The sequence below is a fragment of the Mycobacterium sp. PS03-16 genome (assembly GCF_004570325.1).
Lineage (GTDB): Bacteria > Actinomycetota > Actinomycetes > Mycobacteriales > Mycobacteriaceae > Mycobacterium.
The window spans coordinates 1-14,898 of sequence record NZ_SPQO01000005.1 but is presented as its reverse complement, the minus strand read 5'-3'; the positions used below and the strand labels follow the sequence as shown (position 1 = coordinate 14,898).

The 14,898-nt window shown below is 68.4% G+C and carries 14 protein-coding genes; 11 read left to right on the top strand and 3 right to left on the bottom strand.

The genetic code is table 11. From position 1 onward, the window contains the following. Window positions 1–10 precede the first annotated feature (10 nt). Entirely contained in the window at window positions 11–598 is a 588-nt protein-coding gene (locus tag E4P42_RS05780) for a hypothetical protein (RefSeq protein WP_245233902.1), read from the top strand. Here the strand turns inward: E4P42_RS05780 and fadD17 are convergent. From fadD17 to E4P42_RS05765, 3 genes are read right to left on the bottom strand one after another with little or no spacing between them, the layout of a single operon-like run. Further along, window positions 595–2,100, bottom strand: a complete 1,506-nt coding sequence (gene fadD17 / locus E4P42_RS05775; protein WP_135123981.1) for a long-chain-fatty-acid--CoA ligase FadD17 — start codon at window positions 2,098–2,100, stop codon at window positions 595–597. The two genes, E4P42_RS05780 and fadD17, sit on opposite strands and share 4 nt — an antisense overlap. A gap of 2 nt (window positions 2,101–2,102) precedes the next feature. After that, window positions 2,103–3,200, bottom strand: a complete 1,098-nt coding sequence (locus E4P42_RS05770) for an acyl-CoA dehydrogenase family protein (protein ID WP_135123979.1) — start codon at window positions 3,198–3,200, stop codon at window positions 2,103–2,105. Window positions 3,201–3,211: 11 nt separating this feature from the next. Next, window positions 3,212–4,393, bottom strand: a complete 1,182-nt coding sequence (locus tag E4P42_RS05765) for an acyl-CoA dehydrogenase family protein (RefSeq protein WP_135124363.1) — start codon at window positions 4,391–4,393, stop codon at window positions 3,212–3,214. Between the two features lie 172 nt (window positions 4,394–4,565). Between E4P42_RS05765 and E4P42_RS05760 the strand changes: the two genes are divergently transcribed. The 10 genes from E4P42_RS05760 to E4P42_RS05715 form a co-directional block, all read left to right on the top strand. After that, window positions 4,566–4,757, top strand: a complete 192-nt coding sequence (locus E4P42_RS05760) for a ferredoxin (RefSeq protein ID WP_135123977.1) — start codon at window positions 4,566–4,568, stop codon at window positions 4,755–4,757. A 13-nt stretch (window positions 4,758–4,770) separates the two neighbouring features. Next, window positions 4,771–5,694 carry a 3-oxoacyl-ACP reductase gene (locus E4P42_RS05755; protein WP_135123975.1) on the top strand — a complete coding sequence of 308 codons (924 nt, stop codon included), beginning with the start codon at window positions 4,771–4,773 and terminating at the stop codon, window positions 5,692–5,694. Between the two features lie 261 nt (window positions 5,695–5,955). Then, window positions 5,956–6,720, top strand: a complete 765-nt coding sequence (locus tag E4P42_RS05750; protein WP_135123973.1) for an ABC transporter permease — start codon at window positions 5,956–5,958, stop codon at window positions 6,718–6,720. A 2-nt stretch (window positions 6,721–6,722) separates the two neighbouring features. Beyond that, a complete protein-coding gene (locus E4P42_RS05745; protein ID WP_135123971.1) occupies window positions 6,723–7,565 on the top strand; it encodes an ABC transporter permease in 843 nt (280 codons plus the stop codon). Between the two features lie 9 nt (window positions 7,566–7,574). After that, the gene (locus tag E4P42_RS05740) at window positions 7,575–8,777 is read left to right on the top strand and encodes an MCE family protein (protein WP_135123969.1); all 1,203 of its coding nucleotides are present in this window, start codon (window positions 7,575–7,577) and stop codon (window positions 8,775–8,777) included. Between the two features lie 30 nt (window positions 8,778–8,807). Then, a complete protein-coding gene (locus tag E4P42_RS05735; RefSeq protein ID WP_135123967.1) occupies window positions 8,808–9,845 on the top strand; it encodes an MCE family protein in 1,038 nt (345 codons plus the stop codon). After that, window positions 9,838–10,896 (top strand): MCE family protein, encoded by a 1,059-nt coding sequence (locus E4P42_RS05730; protein WP_135123965.1) that lies wholly within the window; start codon window positions 9,838–9,840, stop codon window positions 10,894–10,896. Before E4P42_RS05735 ends, E4P42_RS05730 begins: the two co-directional genes overlap by 8 nt. Further along, window positions 10,893–12,290: an MCE family protein gene (locus E4P42_RS05725; protein ID WP_135123963.1), complete on the top strand. Its 1,398-nt coding sequence runs from the start codon at window positions 10,893–10,895 to the stop codon at window positions 12,288–12,290. Before E4P42_RS05730 ends, E4P42_RS05725 begins: the two co-directional genes overlap by 4 nt. After that, window positions 12,287–13,483 carry an MCE family protein gene (locus tag E4P42_RS05720; protein WP_135123961.1) on the top strand — a complete coding sequence of 399 codons (1,197 nt, stop codon included), beginning with the start codon at window positions 12,287–12,289 and terminating at the stop codon, window positions 13,481–13,483. Before E4P42_RS05725 ends, E4P42_RS05720 begins: the two co-directional genes overlap by 4 nt. Then, a partial coding sequence (locus E4P42_RS05715; RefSeq protein WP_135123959.1) for an MCE family protein occupies window positions 13,483–14,898 on the top strand: 1,416 nt, incomplete at its 3' end. The genes E4P42_RS05720 and E4P42_RS05715, both read left to right, overlap by 1 nt.

The following is a 14,898-nucleotide window of genomic DNA, read 5'->3' as shown; positions in this document are numbered from 1 at the left end:
CCGTTGGCCCATGACAGCGATCGGTTCCGGCGAACGGATCGTGCTGACCAAATGGAACGTGCCCGTGGCCGTGCTGATGCTGTCGGTGACCGCCATGCTGTGGGTGTTCCCCGCGCTGGAAGCGGGTTTCGGGGACTACCGCCGCGGCGAGCAGATCGTGCTCGGCGTCATCGCCGCCGTGCTGGCCGTGCCGTTCCTGTGGGTGTGCCGGCGGCTACCGAAGGTGCTGCGCGGCATGGGCGTCGAGATCGACGCCGAGGGCATCCACCCGTTCGACGGAGCGCGGACCGGCACGATCGGCTGGCACGAGATCGGGGCGGTCGGCTTCGGCCAGTACCTCGGCAGGTACCGCGGCGGGGTGACCCGTCGACTGTCCGGCCTGGAGATCTACCTGATGGACGCCGGCTACACCGCCGACCATCCCGGCCTGCGCGGCGACTGGCAGGAGGTGCCGGCGCCGCAGCCGGGCCTGTCCGCCGGGTGTTACCGGTTCACCGTCTCCCCGTACGGCGACGCGGCCCGACGGGTGGAGCGGGCCGTGCAGCGGTTCCGCCCGCACGTGTGGCGGGGGCCGTTCACCCATCAGCCGCGCACCTAACGGCCGATCGCGAACACCGGGTCGGCGCAGTCGGTGCCCTCGGCGGACAGGTGACGTTTGAGCACCTTGAACGTCTCTGTCCTGGGCAGCGATTCGGCGACCCGCACGAACGACGGCCACTGCTTGGGCCCGAGGTCGGACTGCTCGGCGAGGAAGGCGCCGAACTTCCCGGCGTCGAATTCCGCACCCGGAGTCAGCACCACCGCCGCCATCACCCGGTCGCCCACCGCGGGGTCGGGGATCGGATACACCGCCACCTCGACGATGACGCTGTGCCGCAACAGGATCCGTTCGATCGGCGCGGTGCCCAGGTTTTCGCCGTCTACGCGCATCCAGTCACCCAGCCGGCCCGCGAAGTAGATGAAGCCGTCCGCGTCGCGGTAGGCCAGATCGCCGCTGTGGTAGACGCCGCCGGCCATCCGTTCGGCTTCGGCGCCCTCGTCGTTGTAGTACCCGCGGAACTGGCCGCGGCCGTTCGGGTTGACCAGTTCGCCGACCACCCCGGGCGGGCACGGCCGGCCGGTGTCGACGTCGACGATCGCGACGTCCTCGGTGAGCGGTCCCAGCGAGCCGTCGGGGGTGTCCGGCGTCCGAGCGATCGACACCCCGCCCTCGGTGGAGCCGAAGCCGTCGACCACCACCACACCGAATCGCTTCGCGAACCGGTCGATGTCCCGCGGGGCACCCTCGTTGCCGTACAGGAACTTCAGCGGATTGTCGGCGTCGTCGTCGCGGGGCGGGGTGGCCAGGATGTAGGACATCGGCTTGCCGACATAGTTGGCGTAGGTGGCGCCGTAGCGGCGTACGTCGGGGATGAACTGCGACGCCGAGAACTTGCGACGCAGGGCGATCGACCCGCCCGCCGCGACGCCGACGGCCCACCCGGCCATGACGGCGTTCGAGTGGAACAGCGGCATCGACAGGTAAAACGTGTCCGACGGGCCGAGCCTGAAACGGTCGGCGAGCATGCGGCCGGGAAACGCCACCTTCTCGTGGGTCACCCGCACCGCCTTGGGCTCACCGCTGGTGCCGGAGGTGAAGATCAGCATGAACAGGTCGTCGGGATCGGGCTCGGGGAACTCGACGGGCCGGCATTCCTGCGCCGCCACGTCGGCGGCCCACTCGGACGACGCGACATCGACGGCGTCCACGCCCTCTGGGACATGGGCGTCCTCGTCGGCGAGAACCAATTGGCAGTCGGCGCGGGCGATGTCGCGGGCGAGCGCCGCCCCGCGCCGGGTCGGGTTGAGCCCGACCGGCACCACCCCCGTGAGTGCGGCGGCAACCAGCACGCTGGAGAAGAACGGGGTGTTGCCCAGCAGCACACCGACATGCGGCGGGCGGTCCGGATCCATCCGGGCCCGCAGGGCCCGTCCGACCGCGGCGCCCGACGCGAGGTGGTCACTCCAGCTGACGAAGGTGTCGCCGGTGTACACCCCGCGGTCGGTGACGTCGGCAAGCGGCGCCAGCAGGGCGGTGACGGTGGGCCCCGGGGAGCCCATCGTCACACCGGGGTGTCGGCCAGTTCGCGGCCGATGCGCAGCAGCTGGCCGGTCGCGCTGCCGACGGCGAACTCGTTCTGCTTGGCGGCCAGGAAGTACCGGTGGATCGGGTGGTCGGTGTCGATGCCGACGCCGCCGTGGATGTGCACCGCGGTGTGGGCCACCCGGTGCCCGGCGTCGGCCGCCCAGAATGCGGCGCTCGCCACGTCGATGTCGGCAGGCAGGTCCTCCGAGATCCGCCAGGCGGCCTGGGTGAGCGTCAGGCGTAAACCCTTGACGTCGATGTAGCCGTCGGCCAGCCGCTGGGCCACCGCCTGGAAGCTGCCGATCGGCCGGTCGAACTGCTCCCGTTCCCTGGCGTACACCGCGGTCAGCTCGAGCGCCCGCTCCAGCACGCCGAGCTGGAATGCCGCACGGGCCAGGCTGTGCCGCGTAATAAGCCAGCCCAGTACCTCGGCGCCGCCGACGACCCGGTCACCGCCCACCTCGACCCCGGACAACTCCACGTGCCCGGCGCTGCCGTGGCCGGTGGTGTCGAGTGCGCTGACCGTCACCCCCGTATCGCCGGCGCTGACGAGGAAGACCTGCACCCCGTCGTCACCCTCGGCGGGCACCAGGAACGCGTCCGCGACCGGTCCGTACGCGACCAGCGTGCGCGACCCCGTCAGCCGGTAGCCGGCGCCGGCGACCTGCGCCTGCACCGGACCCTGCCCCATCTCACCGTCCAGCGCGACCGCCAGGATCTTCTCGCCCGCGACGGCGGGCGCGGCCCACTGCTCACGCAGCCCGTCCGGGGCGAACCGTGCCAGTGCACCCGCCGCGAGCACCACCGATTCGAGATACGGCACCGCGCTGAGCTGGCGACCCAGCGCCACCAGGACGGCCACCTCTTCGAGAACACCGAAACCGCCGCCGCCCAGCGCCTCCGGCGCCGTGGTGGTCAGGATGTCGGCGTCGATCAGCTTGCGCCACAGGTCCCGGTCGAAGCGTTGGTCGAGTCCGTCGAGCTCCCGTTGGTGCTCTGGAGTGCACACCGATTCGGTGATGGTGCGAACCAGCCCGCCGAGGTCGTCGGAGGCTTCGGTCGTCTTGAAGTCCATGTCGCAGAGTCCTATCGGTTCACGCGGGGCAGGCCGAGCGCGACCATCCCGATGATGTCGCGCTGGATCTCGTTGGTGCCGCCGCCGAAGGTCAGGATGAGGCAGGACCGGTGCATCCGTTCGATGCGGCCCCGCAGCAGTGCGCCGGGGGAGTCGGGCCGCAGCGTGGCGGCGGTGCCCAGCACCTCCATCAGCAGCCGGTAGGCCTCGGTGGCCAGTTCGGTGCCGAAGACCTTGGCCGCCGACGCATCCGCCGGTGACGGCGCCTCGTCCTCGGCCGACGCGAGTTCCCAGTTGATCAGCTTGAGCACCTCGGCCTTGGCGTGTACGCGGGCGAGGTTGAGCTGCACCCACTCCGAGTCGATCAGCCGTTTGCCGTGGCTGTCCTTGGTGTTCTGCGCCCACTCCCGGACCCCGTTCAGCGCCACGAAGATCGGCTGGGCGGAGACCAGCGCGACGCGTTCGTGGTTGAGCTGGTTGGTGACCAGCTTCCAGCCGCCGTTCTCCTCGCCGACGAGCGCGGACTTCGGCACCCGCACGTCCTGGTAATAGGTGGCGCTGGTGTCGACACCGGACATGGTGTGCACCGGGGTCCAGGAGAAGCCTTCGGCGGTGGTCGGCACGATGAGCATCGAAATGCCGCGGTGCTTCTTGGCGTCCGGGTTGGTGCGGACCGCCAGCCAGACGTAATCGGCGTAGGCGATGAGGCTCGTCCACATCTTCTGGCCGTTGATCACGTAGTCGTCACCGTCGCGGACCGCGGTGGTGCGCAACGACGCCAGATCCGTTCCGGCGCCCGGCTCGGAGTAGCCGATCGAGAAGTGCAGATCGCCCGCGGCGATCTTGGGCAGGAAGAACTTCTTCTGTTCCTCGGTGCCGAAGTGCATGATCGTCGGCGCCACGCTGTTGATGGTCAGAAACGGCACCGGCACGTTGGCGATCGCTGCCTCGTCGTTGAAGATCAGCCCGTCCATCGGTGGGCGGGCCTGTCCGCCGAACTCTTTCGGCCACGACAGGGTCAGCCAGCCGTCCTTCCCCATCTGGGCGACGGTCTCCCGGTAAACGTTGCCGCGGCCCATCTCACCGTCGTTGCTCGCCAGCGCTTCGGCCCGCTCCGGCGTCATCAGCTTGGTGAAGTACGCGCGCAGCTCGCGCCGCAACTCCTCCTGCTCGGGGGTGTAGCCGATGCGCATGCGAATCCTCACTGTCCTGAGGGTCACCGGGGACCCGTTCACTCCACCCGGTTGTAACACGTTCTAGTCTTGGGGTCCAGGCCGGTGTTGCACGCACGTGACCCGGGTCGGTCGTATTCTGACCCCCAAGCTCGCCCGGGCTGGTTCGGACAGGTGTCGCAAGGAGGGTGTCATGCGGGTGGAAGTCGACCGGGACCGGTGTGAGGGCAACGCGGTCTGCGTGGGAATAGCGCCCGAACTGTTCGATCTCGACGACGAGGACTACGCCGTGGTCAAGGCCGATCCGGTGCCGGCCGACCAGGAGGCCGTCGCCGAGCAATCCATCGCGGAGTGCCCCCGCGCCGCCCTGATCCGCAAAGACTAGAGGTATTCATAAATTGTCGACTCCCAAGAATGAGCTCACTGATCTGTCCGGCCGCGTCGCGGTGGTGACCGGGGCCGCCGCCGGCCTCGGCCGGGCCGAGGCGATCGGGCTGGCCGCCGCAGGCGCGACCGTCGTGGTCAACGACATGGCCGGCGCACTGGACCGCTCCGACGTCCTCGACGAGATCGCCGCCGCGGGGTCGAAAGGGATTGCGGTCGCCGGTGACATCAGCGAGCGGTCGACGGCCGATGAGCTCGTCGAGGCCGCCGACGGCCTCGGCGGCCTCGACATCGTCATCAACAACGCCGGCATCACCCGCGACCGCATCCTGTTCAACATGTCCGACGAGGAGTGGGACGCGGTCATCGCCGTCCATCTGCGCGGCCATTTCCTGCTCACCCGCAACGCCGCCACCTACTGGCGCGCGAAAGCCAAGGCGGGCGACGGCCGGGTCTACGGCCGCATCGTCAACACCTCGTCGGAGGCGGGTCTGTCGGGGCCGGTCGGTCAGCCCAACTACGGGGCGGCCAAGGCGGGAATCACCGCGCTGACGCTGTCCGCCGCCCGGGCCCTCGAGCGGTTCGGCGTCCGCGCGAACGCCATCGCGCCCCGTGCGCGGACCGCGATGACCGCCGGTGTCTTCGGGGACGCCCCCGCCCTCACAGAGGGATCGGTGGACCCGCTGTCGACCGATCACGTCGTCACGCTGGTGCAGTTCCTCGCGTCCCCCGCATCGGAAGGGGTCAACGGACAGCTGTTCATCGTCTACGGTCCGAAGGTGACGCTGGTGGCGGCGCCGGTCGCGGAAGCGCATTTCGCGGCGGACGCCGAAGCCTGGGACCTCGGCGACCTCAGCGTCACGTTGCGTGAGTACTTTGCTGACCGTGACCCGGAGCGCGGATTCTCCGCCACCGCGCTGATGGAGTCGCGAGACTGACAGTCTCGGTTGTCACGCGCGTCCGGGCACTAGAACACGTTACAGAATGACCTGGATCACACCGGCTCTGACCAGCATATTTGGTGTGGTGAAGACGGATTTCTCCGTTCTTTGACACTGCGAACGTGTTCTAGTTAATATGATCCGGCTCACGCAGAGCATCGTCTGAAACAGGGGTGGGAACGCCGTCCCGGCGAGTACAGTACGAGAATTCGCCGCGGCCGGTATTCGCGGCACCCCGCGCCGAGAACGGAGCCGAGGTTGAGGGAACAGCTCGCGGCCCCGGCACGGGCCGTGGGCGGATTTGTCGAGATGTCCATCGACACGTTCGTCAAGATCTTTCGCCGGCCGTTCCAGTTCCGGGAGTTTCTCGACCAGACGTGGATGATCGCGCGGGTCTCACTGATCCCGACCCTTCTGGTCGCCATCCCGTTCACCGTGCTGGTGGCGTTCACGCTCAACATCCTCCTGCGCGAGATCGGTGCCGCCGACCTGTCCGGCGCCGGAACGGCATTCGGCACCATCACCCAGCTCGGCCCGGTGGTGACGGTGCTGGTCGTCGCCGGCGCCGGCGCCACCGCCATCTGCGCCGACCTGGGCGCCCGCACCATTCGCGAGGAGATCGACGCGATGCGGGTGCTGGGCATCGACCCCATCCAGCGCCTGGTGGTGCCGCGCGTGCTGGCGTCCACCTTCGTCGCGCTGCTCCTCAACGGCCTGGTCTGCATGATCGGCCTGGCCGGTGGCTACGTGTTCTCCGTCTTCCTGCAGGGCGTCAACCCGGGCGCGTTCATCAACGGCCTGACCGTGCTGACCGGCCTCGGTGAGCTGGTGCTGGCCGAGATCAAGGCACTGCTGTTCGGTGTGGTCGCCGGGCTGGTCGGCTGCTACCGCGGCCTGACCGTGCAGGGCGGCCCGAAGGGCGTCGGCATCGCCGTCAACGAGACCGTCGTCTACGCGTTCATCTGCTTGTTCGTGATCAACGTGATCATGACGGCGATCGGCGTCCGGGTCCTGGTGCGGTAATCATGAGTTACGACGCCACCCTCCGCTTCCGCCGCATGTTCCGCGGCGTGCCCAAGGCCATCGACACCGTCGGCGAACAAGCGCTGTTCTACGGCGAGACGATGCGCTACATCCCCAACGCGCTGACCCGCTACCGCAAGGAGACCATCCGGCTGATCGCCGAGATGACCATGGGCGCCGGCGCACTGGTGATGATCGGCGGGACCGTCGGCGTCGCGGCATTCCTGACGCTGGCCTCCGGCGGCGTCATCGCCGTGCAGGGGTACTCCTCGCTGGGCAACATCGGCATCGAGGCCCTGACCGGATTCCTGTCCGCCTTCCTCAACGTCCGCATCGTCGCACCCGTGATCGCCGGCATCGCCCTGGCCGCGACCATCGGTGCGGGCACCACCGCGCAGCTGGGCGCCATGCGCGTGGCCGAGGAGATCGACGCGGTCGAGTCGATGGCCGTGCACTCGGTGTCCTATCTGGTGTCCACGCGGCTGATGGCCGGGCTCATCGCGATCGTCCCGCTGTACTCGCTGTCGGTGCTCGCGGCATTCTTCGCGGCCCGGTTCACCACGGTGTTCATCAACGGGCAGTCCGCGGGCCTCTACGACCACTACTTCAACACGTTCCTCATCCCGAGTGACCTGCTGTGGTCATTCCTGCAGGCGATCGTGATGTCGATCGCCGTCATGCTCGTGCACACCTACTACGGCTACAACGCCTCCGGCGGTCCGGTGGGTGTGGGCATCGCCGTCGGCCAGGCCGTGCGGACCTCGCTCATCGTGGTCGTCACCATCACCCTGTTCATCTCACTCGCCGTCTACGGCGCGTCCGGCAACTTCAACCTGTCCGGGTAGGGGTGACCGATGGCCGACATTGAGGCGAAGCGCAGCCACGTCCGGATCGCGGCTGCGATCCTGGCCGCGATCCTGGTGGCCGCCACCGTGTTCACGTACCTCTCGTACACCGCGGCATTCACCTCGACCGACACGGTGACGGTGATGTCGCCGCGGGCCGGTCTGGTGATGGAGACCGACGCCAAGGTCAAGTACCGCGGCATCCAGATCGGCGAGGTGAAGTCGATCGAGTACGCCGGCGACCAGGCCAAGCTGACCCTGGCGATCCGCAGCGACGAGATGCGCTACATCCCGTCGAACGCCGCGGTCCGGATCGCCGGCACCACGGTGTTCGGCGCCAAATCCGTGGAGTTCATCCCGCCGGAGGATCCGCAGCAGAGCTCGTTGCGGCCGGGCGCCGAAGTGCAGGCCGCCGACGTGCAACTCGAGGTCAACACGCTGTTCCAGACCCTGACCGACGTGCTGGGCAAGATCGATCCGATCAACCTCAACGCGACGCTGAGTGCGCTGGGGGAGGGCCTGCGCGGTAACGGCGACGATCTGGGCGCGACCATGGCGGGGCTGAATCAGTACCTGCAGCAGCTCAATCCGAAGCTGCCCACGTTGCAGGAGGATTTCCGCAAGACCGCGGAGGTGGCCGCGATCTACGCCGACGCCGGCCCGGATCTGGTGCAGGTGTTCGACAACGCCCCGACGATCAGCAATACGATCGTCGACCAGCAGGACAACCTGAACGCCACGCTGCTGGCCGCCACCGGGCTGGCCAACAACGGCACGGCCACCCTCCAACCGGCCGCGGAGGACTACATCGCGGCGATGCAGCGGTTGCGCGCACCACTGAAGGTCGCCGCCGACTACTCACCGATCATTCCCTGCACGCTGCAGGGTGTGGCGATCGGCGTGGACCGCTTCGCACCGATCATCGGCGGCACCCGGCCCGGTCTGTTCGTCGCCTCGAACTTCCTGCCCGGCGCGCCGGCCTACACGTATCCCGAGAGCCTGCCGATCGTCAACGCCTCGGGTGGTCCCAACTGCCGCGGCCTTCCCGAACCACCCACCAAGCAGTTCGGCGGCTCGTGGTACCACTCGCCGTTCGTGGTGACCGACAACGCCTACGTGCCCTATCAGCCCAACACCGAGCTGCAGTTCGATGCGCCGTCCACCCTCCAGTTCCTGTTCAACGGCGCGTTCGCCGAAAGGGACGACTACTGATGAGCGCTTGCGCGAAGAAGCGAGGGCCGGATGCGCCGTGACCGCACCCTGCTGAACGTCGGCATCTTCACGGTGGCGATGCTGTTGGTCGCCGGCATGCTCGTGGTGGTGTTCGGCGAGTTCCGCTTCGCCTCCGGCAACAGCTATCACGCGAACTTCACCGAGGCCTCGCGGCTGAAGCCCGGCCAGGACGTGCGCATCGCCGGTGTGCCGGTGGGCACCGTGAAGAGCGTCAGCCTGCAGCCGGACAACACCGTCGACGTCGCATTCGACGTGAACAAGCGCTACCAGCTCTACACCTCGACCCGGGCGGTCGTGCGCTACGAGAACCTGGTCGGCGACCGCTACCTCGAGATCACCTCGGGGCCGGGCGAACTGCGCAAGCTGCCGGCCGGGGCGACCATCCCCAAGCAGAACACCCAGCCGGCGCTGGATCTCGACGCCCTGCTCGGCGGGTTGCGCCCGGTGCTCAAGGGCCTCGACGGCGCGAAGGTGAACGAGGTCAGCAGCGCCGTGATCGAGATGCTGCAGGGTCAGGGCGGCGCGCTGTCGAACCTGCTGGCCACCACCGGCTCGTTCAGCCAGAACCTCGCCGCCCGGGACCAGTTGATTGGCGATGTGATCAACAACCTCAACACCGTGCTGGGTACCGTCGACGAGAAGGGCGCCGAGTTCGACGCCAGCGTCGACCGGCTGCAGCAGCTGATCACCGGCCTGGCCCAGGGACGGGATCCGATCGCCGGGGCCATCGGCCCGCTGGCGCAGGCCGAGGTCGACCTCACCGAAATGCTGGAGACGTCGCGGCGGCCGCTGCAGGGGGTCATCGAGAACGCCCGGCCGTTCGCCCAGCGGTTCGACGAACGCAAGGCCGACGTCAACAAGGTGATCGAGCCACTCGCCGAGAACTACCTGCGGCTCAACCAGCTCGGTGCGTACGGATCGTTCTTCAACATCTATTACTGCTCGATCCGGATGAAGATCAACGGTCCCGCCGGCAGCGACATCCTGATCCCGTTCGGCGGCCCGCCGGACCCGTCGAAGGGGAGGTGCGCACCCACCGATGAGTAGACCCGACAGCAGTAACCCGTTGCGCACGGGCATCTTCGGCATCGTCATCGTGGTGTGCCTGGTGCTGGTCTCGTTCGGCTACACCGGCCTGCCGTTCTGGCCGCAGGGCAAGCCGTACGAGGCCTACTTCACCGATGCCGGCGGCATCACTCCGGGCAACGACGTCAACGTCTCGGGGATCACGGTCGGGAAGGTGACCGGCGTGTCACTGGCCGGCGACGCCGCGAAGGTGAACTTCACGGTCGACCGCGACGTCCAGGTGGGGGACCAGTCCCTGGTCGCCATCAAGACCGACACCGTGCTCGGCGAGAAATCGCTGTCGGTGACCCCGCAGGGCTCGGGGAAGTCAACCGTGATCCCGCTGGGCCGCACCACGACCCCGTACACGCTCAACACCGCGCTGCAGGACCTCGGCCAGAACGTGGGTGAGCTGGACAAGCCGCGGTTCGAGCAGGCCCTGCAAACGCTGACCGACTCGCTGCGCGACGCCACCCCCCAACTGCGCAACGCGCTGGACGGCGTGACCAACCTGTCGCGCAGCATCAACGCCCGCGACGAGGCGCTCGACCAGCTGCTCGGCCACGCCAAGCGGGTCTCGGACACACTCGCGCAGCGGGCCGGACAGGTCAACCAGCTGATCACCGACGGCAATCTGCTGTTCGCCGCGCTCGACGAACGCCGCCAGGCGCTGAGCAACCTCATCGCCGGTATCGACGATGTCTCCGAACAGCTCTCGGGGCTCGTCGCCGACAACCGCCGCGAGTTCGGCCCCGTGCTCGAGAAGCTGAACCTCGTGATGGACAACCTGCTCGAACGTCGGGAACACATCGGTGAGGCGCTGCGCCGGTTGCCGCCGTACGCCACCGCGCTCGGCGAGGTGGTCGGCTCGGGACCCGGCTTCCAGATCAACCTCTACGGTTTGCCGCCCGCCTCGCTGTCGGAGGTGCTGCTCGACACGTACTTCCAGCCCGGCAAGCTGCCGGACAGCCTGGCCGACTACCTGCGCGGGTTCATCTCCGAGCGGCTGATCATCAGGCCGAAGTCGCCATGACACAGGAGAATTCGGTGAGCACACGCAGCCGCTGGGGTCGGATCGCCCTGGCCGCCGTGCTGGTGGTGACGCTGGCGGTCGGCGTCTACCTGGTGTGGCCGTCGCGGGCCGGAACGAAGCTGACCGCGTACTTCACCTCGGCGGTCGGCCTGTACCCGGGCGACGAGGTGCGCATCGTCGGCGTGCCGGTCGGCACGATCGACACGATCGAACCGCGGGCCCAGGACGTCAAGATCACGATGACCGTCGACGGCGGCGTGCAGGTGCCCGCCGACGCCAAGGCCTTGATCATCGCGCCGAACCTGGTGGCCGCCCGGTTCATCCAGCTGACCCCCGCCTACACCAGCGGCCCGGCCATGGCCGACGGCGCCGGCATCAGCCTGGACCGCACCGCGGTGCCGGTGGAGTGGGACGAGGTCAAGGAGCAGCTCACCGCGCTCAGCACCCAATTGGGCCCGCAGGCCGGGTCGATGCAGGGCCCGCTGAGCACCTTCGTCAACCAGGCCGCCGACACCTTCGACGGCAACGGCGACTCGTTCCGTCAGGCACTGCGGGAACTGTCGCAGACCGCGGGCCGGCTCGGCGACTCGCGCACCGACCTCTTCGGCACCGTGCGGAATCTCCAGGTCCTGGTCAACGCGCTGTCCAACAGCAATGAGCAGATCGTGCAGTTCAGCAACCACGTGGCATCGGTGTCGCAGGTGCTGGCCGACAGCACCGTCGAGCTCGACGACACGCTGGGCACGCTGAACCAGGCTCTCGCCGATGTGCAGGAGCTGCTCGGCGAGAACAACGAGGCGTTGATCGCGCAGGTGGGCAAGCTCGCCGACTTCACCCAGATCCTCACCGATCACAGTGACGACATCGAGCAGATCCTGCACATCACGCCGAACGGTCTGGCGAATTTCTACAACATCTACAACCCGGCGCAGGGCACCGTCGGTGGTCTGCTGACGCTGCCCAACTTCGCCAACCCGGTGCAGTTCATCTGCGGCGGCACTTTCGACGTCGGCGCCACCCCGGACAACTACAAGCGCGCGGAGATCTGCCGCCAGCGTATGGGCCCGGTGTTCAAGCGGATCGCGATGAACTTCCCGCCGCTGCTGTTCCACCCGATCAACAGCATCACCGCGTACAAGGGGCAGATCCTCTACGACACCCCGGCCACCGAGGCCAAGTCCGAGACGCCAGTGCCGTACCTGCAGTGGCAGAACGCACCCGGGGTCACCCCGCCGCAGTTGCCGCCCGGCACGGACCTCACCTCACTGCTGGTGCCGCCGGCAGCCGACGGTGCCGCGCAAGGACAGCCGGGTGCGGCGACATCCCACAACGGAGGTCCGGACGCGGCGCCTGCACCGCAAGCGCCGCTGCCGGCCGAGGCAGGTGCCGGATGACCCGTCCATCGCTGCGCCGCAGCGTCTTTCGTGTCGGCTACCGGTCGGTCGCCCTGGGCACCGGCGTGCTGGTCCTGGCCGGCTGCCAGTTCGGCGGGCTGAACTCGCTGGACATGCCGGGCACCGCCGGACACGGGTCCGGCTCCTACACCATCACGGTCGAGCTGCCCGATGTGGCGACGCTGCCGCAGAACTCGCCGGTGATGATCGACGACGTCACGGTCGGCAGCGTGTCCGGTATCGACGCGGTGCAGCGGCCGGACGGCACGTTCTACGCGGCGGTGCAGCTGTCGCTGGACGGCGACGTCACCCTGCCCGACAACGCCACCGCCAAGGTCGCGCAGACCTCGCTGCTGGGCTCGCAGCACGTCGAACTCGCCGAGCCGCAGGGCGAGGCGGGCGTGGGCCGGCTGCAGGAGGGCTCCCGCATCCCGATGGACCGCACCGGGCGCTACCCGAGCACCGAGGAGGTGCTGTCGTCGCTGGGCGTGGTGGTGAACAAGGGCAACCTCGGTGCACTGCAGGACATCACAGATGAGCTCTACGCCGCGGTGGCCGGCCGGGAGGGCAGCTTCACCGACCTGGTGCCGCGCCTGGCGGAGCTGACCAGCTCGCTGGACCGGCAGACCGCCGACATCATCCGGGCGGCCGAGGGGCTCGACCGGTTCGCCGGCATCCTCGCCCGCAGCCGCGACAGCCTCGGCCGCACGCTCGACACGCTGCCCGCCGCGCTCGAGGTGCTCAACAACAACCGCGTTCACATCGTCGAGGCGTTCGGTGCGCTGGGCACCTTCGCGACGGTGGCGTCGCGGATCCTGTCCGAGACCAAGACCGAGTTCGCGGCCAACCTCAAGGACCTGTTCCCGGTCATCAAGGCGCTCAACGACAACGTCGACGACTTCATCAAGGACCTCGAACTGCTGCCGACGTTCCCGTTCCATTACAAGTACCTGCGCCAAGCCGTGCGCGGCGACTACATGAACGTGTTCGTGACGTTCGACCTGACGCTGCGCCGTATGGGCGAGTCGGTCTTCACCACGTCGCTGGGGCTGGACCCGAACATGAAGCGCATCGGCGAGGTGGTCAACCCGCCGGACTTCCTGACCGGTGCGATGGCCAACCTGTCGGGACAGGCGGCCGATCCGTTCAAGATCCCGCCCGGTACGGCCACGCAACACGAGGGGGCGCCGTAATGCTGACCCGGCTCACCCGTCTGCAGCTGTCAATCTTCGCGGTCGTCACCGTGCTGACCGTCGGCGCGATCTCCCTGTTCTATCTGCGGCTGCCGTCGGCCGTCGGCATCGGTTCCTACGACGTCACGGCCAATTTCACCGCGGGCGGCGGACTGTACGAGAACGCCAACGTCACCTACCGCGGTGTGACGATCGGCCGTGTCGAGAAGGTCGGCCTCTCCGATGACGGCGTGGTCGCGCACATGCGGCTCAACAGTGACACCCCGGTGCCCGAGAACGTCACCGCCACCGTCAAGAGCGTCTCGGCGGTCGGCGAGCAGTACATCGACCTGGTGCCGCCGGACACGGCGTCGTCGTCGATGCTGCGCAACGGTTCGGACATCGGAATGGACCGCACCGCGATCGGTCAGGACATCTCCGGGCTGCTCGGCGAGGCCGACAAGCTGGTGAGCAGCGTCGGCGACAGCCGGATCCAGGACCTGCTGCAGGAGACGTTCAACGCGTTCAACGGCACCGGTCCGGAGCTGGCACGGCTGATCCAGTCGTCGCGCCTGCTCGTCGACGAGGCCAACTCGAACTACGCGCAGACGTCGCAACTGATCGACCAGGTGGGCCCGTTCCTCGACGCACAGATCCGCAGTGGCGAGGACATCCGGTCACTGTCGGACGGGCTGGCCCGGCTCACCGGTCAGGTCGCGGCCGCCGACCCGCAGCTGCTCGCCACACTGCAGACCGTGCCCGGCACCACCGCGGTCGCGAACCGCACGTTCGAGGGCATCCGCCCGACGTTCCCGATCCTGGCCGCCAACCTGGCCAACTTCGGCCGTATCGGTGTCATCTACCACAAGTCCCTCGAACAGGCGCTGGTGATCTTCCCGGCGCTGATGGCGGCGCTGAACACCGTCGCAGGCGGTGTGCCGACCGACGAGGGCGGCAAGCTCGACTTCAAGATCCACCTCAACGATCCGCCGACCTGCTCGGTCGGCTTCCTGCCGCCCACGTCGATCCGCTCGCCGGCCGACGAGACCGTGCGTGACCTGCCGACCGATCTGTACTGCAAGACCCCGCACAACGATCCGGCCGTGGTGCGCGGTGCGCGCAACTACCCGTGCCAGGAGTTCCCCGGCAAGCGGGCGCCCACCATCCAGTTGTGCCGCGATCCCCGGGGCTACGTGCCGATCGGCAGCAACCCGTGGCGCGGGCCGCCCGTCCCGATCGGCGAACCGATCACCGATCCGCGGATGATTCTGCCGCAGAACAAGTTCCCCTTCATCCCGCCGCAGGTCGACCCGGATCCGGGCCCGCCGGTGGTGCAGCTGCCGCCCGGTGCCGCGCCGGGGCCGGGCCCGGCGCCGCACGCGCCGTTCCCGCTGCCGGTCCCGCCGAACGAGCCCGGCGTCCCGCCACCGCTGCCA

What these genes read in the sequence shown, in the direction of transcription:
- E4P42_RS05770 (WP_135123979.1), bottom strand. Translation starts at nt 3,200, where the DNA reads ATGGACTTCAAGACGACCGAAGCCTCCGACGACCTCGGCGGGCTGGTT.
- E4P42_RS05725 (WP_135123963.1), top strand. Translation starts at nt 10,893, where the DNA reads ATGACACAGGAGAATTCGGTGAGCACACGCAGCCGCTGGGGTCGGATC.
- E4P42_RS05720 (WP_135123961.1), top strand. Translation starts at nt 12,287, where the DNA reads ATGACCCGTCCATCGCTGCGCCGCAGCGTCTTTCGTGTCGGCTACCGG.
- E4P42_RS05765 (WP_135124363.1), bottom strand. Translation starts at nt 4,393, where the DNA reads ATGCGCATCGGCTACACCCCCGAGCAGGAGGAGTTGCGGCGCGAGCTG.
- fadD17 (WP_135123981.1), bottom strand. Translation starts at nt 2,100, where the DNA reads ATGGGCTCCCCGGGGCCCACCGTCACCGCCCTGCTGGCGCCGCTTGCC.
- E4P42_RS05760 (WP_135123977.1), top strand. Translation starts at nt 4,566, where the DNA reads ATGCGGGTGGAAGTCGACCGGGACCGGTGTGAGGGCAACGCGGTCTGC.
- E4P42_RS05740 (WP_135123969.1), top strand. Translation starts at nt 7,575, where the DNA reads ATGGCCGACATTGAGGCGAAGCGCAGCCACGTCCGGATCGCGGCTGCG.
- E4P42_RS05745 (WP_135123971.1), top strand. Translation starts at nt 6,723, where the DNA reads ATGAGTTACGACGCCACCCTCCGCTTCCGCCGCATGTTCCGCGGCGTG.
- E4P42_RS05780 (WP_245233902.1), top strand. Translation starts at nt 11, where the DNA reads ATGACAGCGATCGGTTCCGGCGAACGGATCGTGCTGACCAAATGGAAC.
- E4P42_RS05735 (WP_135123967.1), top strand. Translation starts at nt 8,808, where the DNA reads ATGCGCCGTGACCGCACCCTGCTGAACGTCGGCATCTTCACGGTGGCG.
- E4P42_RS05730 (WP_135123965.1), top strand. Translation starts at nt 9,838, where the DNA reads ATGAGTAGACCCGACAGCAGTAACCCGTTGCGCACGGGCATCTTCGGC.